Origin of the sequence: Microbacterium sp. che218, from assembly GCF_040436305.1 — a bacterium.
In the GTDB taxonomy this organism is placed as follows: domain Bacteria; phylum Actinomycetota; class Actinomycetes; order Actinomycetales; family Microbacteriaceae; genus Microbacterium; species Microbacterium algihabitans.
The window spans coordinates 112,384-124,560 of sequence record NZ_AP031501.1 but is presented as its reverse complement, the minus strand read 5'-3'; the positions used below and the strand labels follow the sequence as shown (position 1 = coordinate 124,560).

General features: G+C 69.2%; 13 protein-coding genes. 4 read left to right on the top strand and 9 right to left on the bottom strand.

Features of this window, described 5'->3' with window-relative positions:
• The first annotated feature begins 33 nt into the window (after positions 1–33).
• Positions 34–897 (top strand): AbiJ-NTD4 domain-containing protein, encoded by an 864-nt coding sequence (locus tag ABXS86_RS00535; RefSeq protein WP_353665282.1) that lies wholly within the window; start codon positions 34–36, stop codon positions 895–897.
• 141 nt (positions 898–1,038) lie between these two features.
• Here the strand turns inward: ABXS86_RS00535 and ABXS86_RS00530 are convergent, their stop codons facing one another.
• Together ABXS86_RS00530 and dapE are read right to left on the bottom strand one after the other, a co-directional pair.
• On the bottom strand, positions 1,039–2,262 hold the full coding sequence (locus ABXS86_RS00530; RefSeq protein ID WP_353665281.1) for a hypothetical protein: 1,224 nt from the start codon (positions 2,260–2,262) through the stop codon (positions 1,039–1,041).
• The gene (gene dapE, locus ABXS86_RS00525) at positions 2,259–3,335 is read right to left on the bottom strand and encodes a succinyl-diaminopimelate desuccinylase (protein ID WP_251509518.1); all 1,077 of its coding nucleotides are present in this window, start codon (positions 3,333–3,335) and stop codon (positions 2,259–2,261) included. The genes ABXS86_RS00530 and dapE overlap by 4 nt, the downstream gene beginning before the upstream one ends.
• 43 nt (positions 3,336–3,378) lie before the next feature.
• Here dapE and dapD point away from each other — a divergent pair, with 43 nt between their 5' ends.
• Positions 3,379–4,299, top strand: coding sequence for a 2,3,4,5-tetrahydropyridine-2,6-dicarboxylate N-succinyltransferase (dapD, locus tag ABXS86_RS00520; protein ID WP_353665280.1), 921 nt, complete (start codon positions 3,379–3,381; stop codon positions 4,297–4,299).
• 112 nt (positions 4,300–4,411) lie between these two features.
• Here the strand turns inward: dapD and ddaH are convergent, their stop codons facing one another.
• The 7 genes from ddaH to ABXS86_RS00485 form a co-directional block, all read right to left on the bottom strand.
• Entirely contained in the window at positions 4,412–5,173 is a 762-nt protein-coding gene (gene ddaH / locus ABXS86_RS00515; RefSeq protein WP_353665279.1) for a dimethylargininase, read from the bottom strand.
• 312 nt (positions 5,174–5,485) lie between these two features.
• Positions 5,486–6,781: a citrate synthase gene (locus tag ABXS86_RS00510; protein WP_144835339.1), complete on the bottom strand. Its 1,296-nt coding sequence runs from the start codon at positions 6,779–6,781 to the stop codon at positions 5,486–5,488.
• A 220-nt stretch (positions 6,782–7,001) separates the two neighbouring features.
• Positions 7,002–8,105 carry a succinyldiaminopimelate transaminase gene (dapC, locus tag ABXS86_RS00505; RefSeq protein WP_353665278.1) on the bottom strand — a complete coding sequence of 368 codons (1,104 nt, stop codon included), beginning with the start codon at positions 8,103–8,105 and terminating at the stop codon, positions 7,002–7,004.
• A 3-nt stretch (positions 8,106–8,108) separates the two neighbouring features.
• Complete coding sequence (gene fdxA / locus ABXS86_RS00500; protein WP_055836218.1) at positions 8,109–8,429, bottom strand: ferredoxin; 321 nt, start codon at positions 8,427–8,429, stop codon at positions 8,109–8,111.
• Positions 8,430–8,973: 544 nt separating this feature from the next.
• Entirely contained in the window at positions 8,974–9,372 is a 399-nt protein-coding gene (locus tag ABXS86_RS00495; protein ID WP_353665277.1) for a histidinol dehydrogenase, read from the bottom strand.
• Between the two features lie 40 nt (positions 9,373–9,412).
• Positions 9,413–9,727 carry an AzlD domain-containing protein gene (locus tag ABXS86_RS00490; protein ID WP_353665276.1) on the bottom strand — a complete coding sequence of 105 codons (315 nt, stop codon included), beginning with the start codon at positions 9,725–9,727 and terminating at the stop codon, positions 9,413–9,415.
• Positions 9,724–10,437, bottom strand: coding sequence for an AzlC family ABC transporter permease (locus tag ABXS86_RS00485; protein WP_353665275.1), 714 nt, complete (start codon positions 10,435–10,437; stop codon positions 9,724–9,726). Before ABXS86_RS00485 ends, ABXS86_RS00490 begins: the two co-directional genes overlap by 4 nt.
• 66 nt (positions 10,438–10,503) lie before the next feature.
• On the opposite strand from ABXS86_RS00485, the gene ABXS86_RS00480 reads away from it, so the two are divergent.
• On the top strand, positions 10,504–11,055 hold the full coding sequence (locus ABXS86_RS00480; RefSeq protein ID WP_251509502.1) for a helix-turn-helix domain-containing protein: 552 nt from the start codon (positions 10,504–10,506) through the stop codon (positions 11,053–11,055).
• A gap of 245 nt (positions 11,056–11,300) precedes the next feature.
• Positions 11,301–11,663, top strand: coding sequence for a DUF2200 domain-containing protein (locus ABXS86_RS00475; RefSeq protein WP_353665274.1), 363 nt, complete (start codon positions 11,301–11,303; stop codon positions 11,661–11,663).
• Positions 11,664–12,177 lie beyond the last annotated feature (514 nt).

The following is a 12,177-nucleotide window of genomic DNA, read 5'->3' as shown; positions in this document are numbered from 1 at the left end:
GCTCGAACCCTCCCGGCCCAGTAACCTGTCGCCATGAGTTCGTTCTCGCAGCGCATGGGCTACAACCCAACTCGGTCCCTCGTACAGCAGGAAGACCTCGACGCCGAGACCCGCGTTGCCATGTGGAATTTGCTCGTCATCTTCCGCGAGATTCTGGAAGACCGAATCTACCGCCAGTTTCAAAACGACGGTTACCTTGAGCAGGTGTTGCTCGCCATATGGACCTACACGTTCAAGGAAGCGCGCGACGAGTACCCGGGCGACGCGAAGGTCTGGCAACGCATGAAGGCCGGGCTACTCGATTTCTCTTGGTTCGACGCGCTCGACGTGCTGGAAAATTTTGCGAAGGACATCAAACGTCTTCAGCCAGAGTCTGAGTCCTATCAGTTCTGGGAGGGTTTCACGGACGCCGCTAACGACCGGTTTGAGCAGTACCTGGTCGGCTACCGGTTCATCGAGACAGAAATCACCCCAGTTGGCTCCACCGAGGAGTCCGAAGCCGTACAGGAAGCGCTTGACGCCGTCGGTGGTCTGAAGGGAGCGCGTCATGCACTCACCCGGGCCGTTGATCTCCTTGCGAACAGGCAGAACCCGGACTATCCAAACTCAATGAAGGAGTCCATCTCAGCCGTCGAGTCCGTCATCCGCATGGTCTCTGGCGAAACTGACCTAGCCGCCGGACTGAAAAGGTTGGAATCTGCCGGGCTGACCATTCATCCCGCCTTGAAGCAGGCCTGGATGAAGATGTACGGCTACACCTCCGACGAAAGCGGGGTGCGACATGGGGCAATAGAGGCGGCCACCGTGGACCAGGCGCTGGCAAGGTACATGCTCGTTACGTGCTCGGGGTTCGTTAGCTACCTAATCGAGGAAGGCCGAAAGGCCGGACTGTTATAAGACCTCGTCCATCGTCCGCATGGACGGACTGTGCGACGGCCCACCGCGCAGTGCTCGTGCCAACTCCGTGCCAGCTCGGCTAGCCTAGAGCCGCCCGAGAGGTCGGGCAGTTTCTAGAAAATGGAACGAAGAGACGCCAAGTCAGGGAATCTGCCAGTACGTGTTGCCCAACGCGTACATGTTGTAGATCCACCACCACTGCCCCAGCAGCGCCGCTGCGAGCACGCCGACACGCCACGCGCGCGAGCGCGGAACAGCAAGGGCTCCGACCAGCGGTGACACCGGCAGCAGCAGGCGGAAGATGCTCGACTGCGGGAAGAACACCAGCAGAAGGTAGACGAGGTAGCTCGCCGACCACAGCCGCACCTCGATGCCGAGCGCTTTCACCTGCGGCAGCGTGACGAGCGCGAGGACCACAGCGGTCACCAGCAGCGCCAGGAAGACGTACCCCGCCACGGGGCCGAGTCCCCACTGCGTGAACCAGAAGCCGGCCGCCTGCACCCAGCCCTCGACGGGGACGAAGGTGCCGCTGTCGCCGGGGATCCAGTTGCGCCGCCAGGCCAGCTCGGTCGAGAGGTACGCCCCCGGTTGTCCGGTGACGACCGCCGCGATCGTCTGCCACGCGAAACCGACGACCGTCGAGACGGCGCCGAGGGCCACGATGTGCGCGATCTCGCGCGTCGGCAGGGCATCGGTACGACGTCGGAGGAAGCGGTGGATGCCGTAGAGCCCGAGGAACAGCGCGAACGCGAGGATCCCGGGGCGGGTGAACCCCATCGCGGGAACGAGCAGGTACAGCCAGCCCCAGCGTCGCCGTTGGACACACCACAGCGCTGCGAAGAGCAGGAAGAGGAACAGCGCCTCGGCGTAGCCCACCTGGAACATCGCCGCCAGCGGCCCGCAGGCGAAGAACACCACCGCCCACATCGCCGCCGACGCGCCGATGCGATCGCGCAGCAACGCGTGCAGCACGACGCACGCGCCGTAGCCCGAGGCGAGCGAAATGGCGACGGCGCCCGCGCCCCACGACCCGAGCAGGATTCCGAGGCCCGCCGCGAGGTAGGCGTACAGCGGCATGAACGCCCAGGCGTTCTCGGCGACGTGGCCGGTCGTGGTGATCGGCAAGTCGGACGGATATCCCGACACCGCCGCCAGCCAGTACCACTGCGCGTCCCAGCCGAGCGAGAGCTCACCGAGAGAAGGCGCCAGGCCGTATCGCGAGCCCGGACCCGACAGAGCCGAGGCGAGCAGGAAGAAGCCGGTGGTGACCAGCCGCGCGGCGACGTAGACGATCGCGATGCGTGCCGCCACGGGGAGTCGCTCCCATCGACGGACGGGAGCGGATGCCGTGGCCTCGGCGGTCACGACCCGCTCAGCCAGGCGCGGAGGCCGCTCTCGACGGCGTCGATCTGGGCGAGCGGAACGCGCTCCTCGTCGTGGTGAGCGAGGTGCGGGTCGCCGGGGCCGTAGTTGACGGCGGGGATGCCGAGGGCCGAGAACCGGGCCACGTCCGTCCAGCCGTACTTCGGTTTGGGCGTGGCGCCCACGGCATCCACGAACTCCTTCGCCAGAGCCGCGTCGAGACCCGGGCGCGCGCCCTCGGCCACGTCGACGATCTCGACCTCGAAGCCGGTGAACACGTCGCGCACGACCCGTTCGGCGCCCGCGGCGTCGCGGCTGGGCGCGAAGCGGTAGTTGACCTCGACCTCGCAGGCGTCGGGGATGACGTTGCCCGCGACCCCGCCCGAGATGCGCACGGCATTGAGTCCCTCGCGGTAGACCAGGCCCTCGACCTCGATCTCGCGCGCGCGGTACTCGGCGAGGCGGGCGAGGATCGGCGCGGCCTTGTGGATGGCGTTCTCGCCGATCCACGAACGGGCGCTGTGCGCGCGCACACCGTCGGTGCGCACGAGCGCGCGCAGGGTGCCGTTGCAACCGCCCTCGACCTCGCCGTTGCTCGGCTCTCCGAGGATCGCGAAGTCACCGGCGAAGAGGTCGGGGCGGTTGCGCGAGAGGCGACCCAGGCCGTTGAGCGAGGAGTCGACCTCTTCGTGGTCGTACCACATCCAGGTGATGTCGACCGGGGGCGCCGAGAGCTCGGCCGCGAGCTTGAGCTGCACGGCCACACCCGCCTTCATATCGACCGTGCCGCGGCCCCAGAGAAACGCTTCGCCGTCGATCTCGCGGTCTTGCACGGGCAGGTTGGCGTTGATCGGAACGGTGTCGATGTGCCCGGCGATCACGACGCGGCGCTCGCGCCCGAGATTCGTGCGCGCGACGATCGTGTCGCCGTCGCGGATGACCTCGAGGTGCGGATACGCCGACACCGCGGCCTCGATCGCGTCGGCCAGGGTCGTCTCATCGCCCGACTCGCTGTGGACGTCGCAGATGGCCCGCGTGAGGGCGACGGAGGAGGAGGTCAGATCGAGCGCGGCCATGCCCCGATCCTTTCACACGCGATGCCGCCGGTAGCCTGGAGTGGTGAGCAACAAACGACGCATCAGTGCTGCCGGACTCTCGACGCGGACCACCGCCGGAACGGTGCTCGACGCCTGGTTCCCGAGCCCCCGTCTGGGCACCGCGGTCGACCTCGCCGCCGAGGCTGCGGCGCTGGAGTCGTCGGCCGGTCCGGACGAGCGTCGCGGCGTCGTGGTCGAGACCGTCACCCTCGAGATCGACGCGGATGCCGCGCCCACCTCGACCGTCGACGCCTACCTGCGCCTGCACGCGCTGTCGCACCTGCTCGTTCGACCCAACGAGATCAACCTCGACGGTATCTTCGGTCACCTCCCCAACGTCGCGTGGACCAACGCCGGCCCCGTGCACCCCGATGACGCCGCGCGCCTACTGCCGCAGCTGAAGCTCCACGGCATCCAGCTGCAGGGTCTCGACAAGTTCCCGCGCCTCACCGACTACGTGCTGCCCGCGGGTGTGCGCATCGCCGACGCCTCGCGCGTGCGCCTGGGCGCGCACCTCTCCCCCGGCACGACCGTCATGCACGAGGGCTTCGTCAACTTCAACGCCGGCACCCTCGGCTCGTCGATGATCGAGGGCCGCGTGTCGCAGGGCGTCGTGATCGGCGACGGCACTGACATCGGCGGTGGCGCCTCGATCATGGGCACCCTCTCGGGCGGCGGCACGCACCGCGTCTCGATCGGAGCGCGCACCCTGCTCGGCGCGAACGCCGGCATCGGCATCTCGCTCGGCGACGACTGCGTCGTCGAGGCCGGCCTCTACGTCACCGCCGGCACGAAGGTGCGCGTCGGCGACGAGACGGTCAAGGCCGGCGAGCTGTCCGGCCGCGACGGCATCCTGTTCCGCCGCAACTCGCTCACCGGCACCGTCGAGGCCTCGGCCCGCGCCGGCGTCGGCGTGACGCTGAACGAGGCGCTGCACGCCTGAGGCCGCGCCCTCGATTCACGCATAAACGCGATCCACTCGCATAAACGCTCTTTGCACGCGTTTCTGCGCGCGGATCGCGTTTATGCGTGGGGGTGGCCGGTCTCCGCGAGCCTCAGTCGCGCACCCGCACCGACAGGCAGGTCACGCAGCCCTCGAGCTTCTCGAACTCGCTGACGTCGACCGTCACCACGTCGAGGCCGCGGAACCGGTGCTCCTCGGCCGTCTCCGGGGCGTCCGCCGACATGAGCACCGTGTCGTCGTCGAGCACCACCACGGCCGTGCCGTGCTCTTCGGGGACTCCCGCGAACACCGGGAACAGCGACGGATCGTCGACCAGCGGCTCAAAACCTACGACGGTACCGTCGGGAAGCGCCGTCACCCCCGACTTCAGGTGCAGCACCTTCGTCACCGGGATCTCGCGCACCTCCCAGCCGCGCGGCTCGAGCAGAGCCCGCAGCTGAGTGATGCCCTCGGCGTTCGTCCGCGACGACGCACCCACGTAGACGGTCCGGCCGACCTTGAGCACGTCGCCCCCGTCGAGGGTTCCGGGCTCCGCGATCTTTTCGAGGGCGATCCCGGATGCCGAGACCCCGGCCCGCACGCTCTCCGCCTCGCCCCGCCGAGAGACCGCGCCGGCCCGACACAGCACGGCGAGGTCGCCGAACATCACCACGGCATCCTCGACGAACACCCCATCGGGTTGGTCGTCCGCCGGATCGATCTCGACGATCTGCCACCCGCGCGTGCGGAACGCCTCGACGTACCCGCGCCACTGCGCGAGGGCCAGATCGGCATCGACCGGCACGCGGTCGAGGTGGGTGAGCTCGCCCTCGGCGAGGCGGGGCGACGGACGACGGACCAACAGACGCGACATGCCCCGACCCTACTGGTCGCGTCCTCGGCGTCGGCGGGGCCGCCTGGCATCCGATCTCTCCGGCGCTCCCCATGTCCCCGTGTGCGCAGACCATGTCCCACAATCGGCTACTTGGCGGCGCCCCAGACAGCACAAAGTGGGACATGGGCACAGGTCCAACCGCCCTCGCCGACCATGTCCCCGTGTGCGCGGACCATGTCCCACAAACGGCTACCTGGCGGCGCCGTAGGCAGCACAAAGTGGGACACGCAGCCGCCGCACACAGCGAAACGCCCCGCCCCTCGCAAGAGGGACGGGGCGTTTCCGGCCGGATCAGACGCCGGGGTAGTTGCGCTCGGCGGCGCCCGTGTACAGCTGCTGCGGGCGGCCGATCTTCGTCTGGGGGTCGTTGATCGCCTCGCGCCACTGGGCGAGCCAGCCGGGCAGACGACCGATCGCGAACAGCACCGTGAACATGCGCGTGGGGAAGCCCATCGCCTTGTAGATCACGCCGGTGTAGAAGTCGACGTTCGGGTAGAGGCGACGCTCCTTGAAGTAGTCGTCCTCGAGGGCGATCTGCTCGAGCTCTTTGGCGAGGTCGAGAAGCGGGTCGCTGACGCCGAGCGCGGTGAGCACCTCGTCGGCCGACTCTTTGACGAGCTTCGCGCGCGGGTCGTAGTTCTTGTAGACGCGGTGACCGAAGCCCATGAGCTTGACGCCCTGCTCCTTGTTCTTCACCCGCTCGACGAACCGTTCGACGCTCTCGCCCGAGTCGCGGATGCGCGCGAGCATCTGCAGGACGGCCTCGTTCGCGCCACCGTGCAGGGGGCCGGACAGCGCCTGGATGCCGGCGGAGATCGACGCGAACTGGTTCGCTCCGGTCGAGCCGACCAGGCGCACGGTCGAGGTCGAAGCGTTCTGCTCGTGGTCCTCGTGCAGCATCAGCAGCAGGTCGAGGGCCTTCGTCATGACCGGGTTGGCCTCGAAGGGCTCGCTGTGCACGCCGAAGTTGAGCTTGAGGAAGTTGTCGACGAACGACAGCGAGTTGTCGGGGTACAGGAACGCCTGACCGATGCTCTTCTTGTGAGCGTACGCCGCGATCACGGGGAGCTTGGCGAGCATGCGGACGGTGTTGAGCTCGACGTGCTCGGGGTTGTGCGGGTCGGATTCCGACTCGTAATACGTCGAGAGCGCGGCGGTCGCGGCCGACAGCACCGACATGGGGTGAGCCGTCGGCGGCAGTGCCGAGAAAAGGCTCTTGAGGTCTTCGTGCAGCAGCGTGTGACGGCGGATGCGCTCGTCGAACGACGCCAGCTCGGATGCTGAGGGGAGCTCGCCGTAGATGAGCAGCCAGGCGACCTCGAGGTAGGTGCTGTTCTTCGCCAGCTGCTCGATGGGATACCCGCGGTAGCGGAGGATGCCCTGGTCGCCGTCGATGTAGGTGATGTCGGACTTCGTCGACGCCGTGTTGACGAAGCCGTAGTCGAGCGTGGTGTGCCCGGTTTGCTTGGTCAGCGACGCGATGTCGATGCTCGGGACGCCGTCGGTGCCTCGCAGGACCGGGAATTCGGCGGTGGAGCCCCCTACCGTCAGAGTGGCCTTGTCCTGCTGCGTGCCCGCGTCGCTCACCGCGCCTCCTTGCGATTTCTGGTCGCCCGTGTGGTCGAACGCGGGGGGTTGCGGCACCCCGCGATCTTCTCGCCCTCTGGATGCCACGGGAATGGCATCCGGGTCGGCGGGGCGCACGGAGGATGACCCCGAACGACCTGCCTTTACAGCCTAGTAGGCACTCCGGCGTACAGATGACACCGCTAAAGCTCGCCCCCATCGAATGGAGGGAACCTCCTGGTCAGGCCCGCAGACGCTCCGACGCGGCGGCGATGCGCTCGTCGGTCGCGGTGAGCGAGAAGCGCACGTGCTGAGGGAAGTGGGTTCCGTAGAAATGACCCGGACCCACCAGGATGCCGAGATCGGCCAGACGGTCGAGGCTCTCCCAGGCGTCGCGCCCCTCGGTGGCCCAGAGGTACAGGCCGCCCTCGCTGCGGTCGATCGTGAAGCCGGCGGCCTCGATCGCGGGCTTGAGCACCGCACGGCGGCGGGCGTAGCGCTCGCGCTGCACAGCCACGTGCTCGTCATCGCCGAGCGCGACGGTCATCGCTCGCTGCACGGGGGCGGGAGGCATGAGGCCGAGGTGCTTGCGCCCGGTCAGCAGGCGCTCGACGATCGCGCGGTCGCCGGCCAGGAAGGCTGCGCGGTACCCGGCGAGGTTCGACTGCTTGCTGAGCGAGTACACCGACAGAACGCCGGTGAGGTCGTCGCCGACGACGGCCGGATCCAGCACGCTCGGCACGGGCTGCTGGTCCCACGGGGCATCCCACCCGAGCTCCGCGTAGCACTCGTCGGAGGCGAGAACCGCGCCGATCTCGCGGGCTCGCGCCACGGCATCCGCCAACTCGTCCGTCGAGAGCACGCGTCCGTCGGGGTTGCCCGGGGAATTGATCCAGATCAGCCGAGCGTTCGCGGGCCACGAAGAAGGGTCGTCGGATGCCACCGGCTCGGCGCCGACGAGACGCGCACCGACCTCGTAGGTGGGGTACGCGGCCCGCGGGTGCACGACGGCGTCACCCGGTCCGAGGCCGAGCAGCACCGGAATCAGAGCCACCAGCTCTTTCGAGCCGACGGTCGGCAGCACGTTCACCGCGCTCAGGCCGGGAACCCCGCGACGGCGGTGGTACCACTCGGCGATGGCCTCGCGCAGCGCCGGGGTGCCGGCGGTCTGCGGGTAAGCGTGCGCATCGGTCGCGTCGGCCAGAGCCTCGGCGATGACCTGCGGCGTGGGATCGACGGGCGACCCGATCGACAGGTCGACGATGCCGTCAGGGTGGCGTCGAGCGCGCTCCGCGTAGGGGGCGACCGCGTCCCACGGGTAGTCGGCGAGGTCGGCGACGCCCACGGGTCAGTGCGCCTGCGGAGGTAGTGCGGTGATGACCGGGTGGTCCTTGGCGATCACGCCGACCTTGGCGGCGCCACCGGGCGAGCCGATGTCATCGAAGAACTCGACGTTGGCCTTGTAGTAGTCGGACCACTCTTCGGGCAGGTCGTCTTCGTAGTAGATGGCCTCGACGGGGCAGACCGGCTCGCACGCACCGCAGTCGACGCACTCGTCGGGGTGGATGTAGAGCGATCGTTCACCCTCGTAGATGCAGTCGACAGGACACTCATCGATGCAGGCGCGGTCTTTGACATCGACACACGGGAGGGCGATCACGTAAGTCACCCGCTCAGTCTAATCGCGACCGGGCACCCGGCCTCGCCGCCGAGCCGCTGACCTATGATCCGGGGCCGAGGTCCCTGAGCCTGTCGAAGGGACCGGAACCCACGCACGCACGCCCGGTGGCTTCGACAAGCTCAGCCACCTCCCCGCCCAGAAGGACGCACGCACGCCCAGATCCCTGAGCCTGTCGAAGGGACCGGAACCCCACGCACGCCCGGTCGCTTCGACAAGCTCAGCCACCTCCCCGCCCAGAAGGACCCACGCACGCCCAGATCCCTGAGCCTGTCGAAGGGACCGGAACCCCACGCACGCCCGGTCGCTTCGACAGGCTCAGCCACCTCCCCGCCCAGAAGGACCCACGCACGCCCAGATCCCTGAGCCTGTCGAAGCGACCGGAACCCACGCACGCACGCCCGGTGGCTTCGACAAGCTCAGCCACCTCCCCGCCCAGAAGGACCCACGCACGCCCAGGTCCCTGAGCCTGTCGAAGGGACCGGAACCCCACGCACGCCCGGTGGCTTCGACAAGCTCAGCCACCTCCCCGCCGTCAGGACTGGGCGGATGCCGCCGGCGCCCGCAGGTGCGACAGGTCGGGCCAGAACGCCACCAGCGCCATCAGCGCGGGGCCGACGATCGTCCACAGCAGCGGAACCCATTCGGTACCCGGGGTCGGTGCGGCCACGATCGCGGAACCGCCGGGTCCCACCTGCGAGAACAGGAAGGTCGCCGCCGTGATGCCGAGGCCCCCGAACAGCGCGTTGACGCGGTCGCCGGTGAGCGTGCGCAGAGCGATCAGGAACGCGGCGCTGCCGATCGTTGCGAGTACCAGGCCGACCGGCACGGGGCCGAGCATGAACGCCTGCCCGACGGTTCCGGCCGCTCCGTAGAAGGCGCCGACGAGGAGAGCGACCGCCCAGCCGACGATCCGAAGCACAGTGGAACCCATCGGATCAGTCTAGAAGCGCGGGCTATGCGCCACCCGAGGCTCAGGTCGCCCAGCCCCACAGGCGCAGCAGCGCCGCCGTCACCGCCGCGCCGACGACGACCACGAGGAACGGGGCGCGCAGCCACAGCAGCAGGGCCGCGACGCCGACCGCAGGCAACCGCGCGTCGACGACGATCGCTTGACCAGCACCGAGGGTCTGCACCACGACGAGGGCCGAGAGCAGCGCGACGGTCAGCAGGTCGGCGATGCGGGCGGGGCGGGGCCTGTCGAGCCAGTGCGCGGGCAGCAGATAGCCGGTGGCCTTGAGGGCGACGCAGATGACGGATGCCAAGAGCACGGCGGTCCACAGGGTCATGGCATCCGCCCCTCTGACGACGCCGCTGCGGGGCGCCGGTCGAACAATCCGACCGCGACCGCGACGCCGGCCGCGGCGATGACCGGGATGCCGGGCATGAGCCACGGGGTGAGCAGCGCCGCCACGGCGGCGGCACCCGCAGCGACGGCGAGGGGCTGGCGTCCGCGCAGCCGAGGCCAGAGCAGGGCGAGGAAGGCCGCGGCGGCTGCGGCGTCGAGGCCGTAGGTGCGCGGATTGCCCAAGACGTCGCCCAGCAGCGCGCCGAGCAGAGTCGAGAGGTTCCAGCCGACCCAGATCGCGATGCCGGTGACCCAGAATCCGGTCTGACGCGCACGCGGTTCGGTCTGCGCGAGGGCGACCGCCGTTGACTCGTCGATCGTGAACTGGGTCGCGGCGGCCTTGCGCCACCGTCCCCCGCCGACGACCGGCGCCATGCGCATCGCGTACGCGGCGTTTCGCACACCGAGCAGCACCGACGACGCGATGGCTGCGGGAGCGGCTGCGAGCCCTCCCGCCGCGATCACCCCGACGAACGCGAACTGCGAGCCGCCGGTGAACATCAGCAGGCTGAGCACGCACGTCTGCCACACGTCGAGTCCGGATGCCACCGACACGGCGCCGAACGAAACACCGTAGGCGCTCGTGGCGAGGGCCACGGCGAGCCCCTGTCGGGCGGCCACCCCCTCGGGTGTTCGGTGAATCGAACGCATGGACATCATCGTGAACGATCGGACAGTCGTTCGTCAAGTCGAACGAACGGCGAGCATAATGAACGCATGACCGAGCTCGGCGACCGCATCGCGACCACCCTCCGGCGCGAGCGCGAGAGGCGCGACCTCAGCGTCAGCGAGCTCGCGCGGCGCGCCGGCGTGGCGAAGGCGACCGTGTCGCAGCTGGAGAACGGCGGCGGCAATCCCAGCGTCGAGACGCTGTGGGCTCTCGCGTCGACGCTCGAGATCCCGTTCGCCGACTTCGTCGACGAGGGGGTGCACTCCCCCACCCTGATCCGCGCGGGCGAAGCGGGAACGGCCGTGGCCTCGTCGGCATCCGACTACATCGCCGTGCTGCTCTCGGCGAGCCCGCCGCACGCTCGCCGCGACATCTACCTGCTGTCGGCCGAGCCCGGCACGCCGCGACGGTCCGACCCGCACCCGCGCGGCACGATCGAGCACCTCGTCATGGTGTCGGGGCGCGGAATGGTCGGCCCGGCCGACGACCCCTTCGAACTCTCGCCCGGCGATTACCTGTCGTACCCGGGAGATGCCCCGCACGTGTTCGAGGCGCTCACGCCCGGCATGAGCGCGGTGTGCGTGGTCGAGTCGCGCTGACGCCCCGGGCTGGTGCCCCGCCCGCTCGTTGAGTGTCCAGAACACGCCGCACCCGTGTGGGGTCAGCGGCGTGTCGTGGACGCTCAACAGGTCTGCGCGCCGCGTGATGCCCGGTCGAGTGTCCACAACACGCCGTATCGGTCGACGGCCGACGGAGTGTTCTGGACACTCGGGAGGTCTCGAACGCGCCTCGGCGAGCGAGGGCCCACGTCGACAGCGGCGGGCGGCGGAGCTATCGTGCAGGCATGTCCCGGATCTTCGACGTGCCGTTCTCGTCGGTCTACCCGCTGTACGTCGCGAAGGTCAAGCGCAAGGAGCGCACCGTCGACGAGCTCGACACCGTGATCCGCTGGCTCACCGGGTTCGACGAGGCGGAGCTCGCCCGTCACGCCCAGGGGACGACCACCTTCCGCGAGTTCTTCGACGACGCGCGCCTCACCCCGCAGGCGTCCGAGATCACCGGCGTGGTGTGCGGAGTGCGGGTCGAGCAGATCGACGACCCGCTGATGTACCGCATCCGCCTGCTCGACAAGGTCGTCGACGAACTGGCGAAGGGCAAGGCAGTCGCGAAGGTGATGCGCGCGTCAGCCCCCGCCGCCCAGGGGTGAGGTCGCGTCGCGCGTCCGGCGGAGGTCCCTGAGCCTGGCAAGGGACCGGAGGCTTCGACGGGCTCAGCCACCTGCGCCGGGGCCGGAGGCTGCGACAGGATCGGCCACCTGCGCCGGGACCGGAGGCTTCGACAGGCTCAGCCACCTACGCCGGGACCGGAGGCTTCGACAGGCTCAGCCGCCTGCGCCGGGACCGGGGGCTTCGACAGGCTCAGCCACCTGCGCCGGGGCCGGAGGCTGCGACAGGATCGGCCACCTGCGCCGGGGGCCGGGGGCTTCGACAGGCTCGGCCGCCGGGGACCGGAGGCTTCGACAGGCTCAGCCACCTACGCCGGGACCGGAGACTTCGACAGGCTCAGCCACCTACGCCGGGACCGGCGGCTTCGACAGGCTCAGCCACCTACGCCGGGACCGGAGGCTGCGACAAAATCGGCCACCTGCACCGGGACCGGCGGCTTCGACAGGCTCAGCCACCTACGCCGGGACCGGCGGCTTCGACCGGCTAAGCCACCTG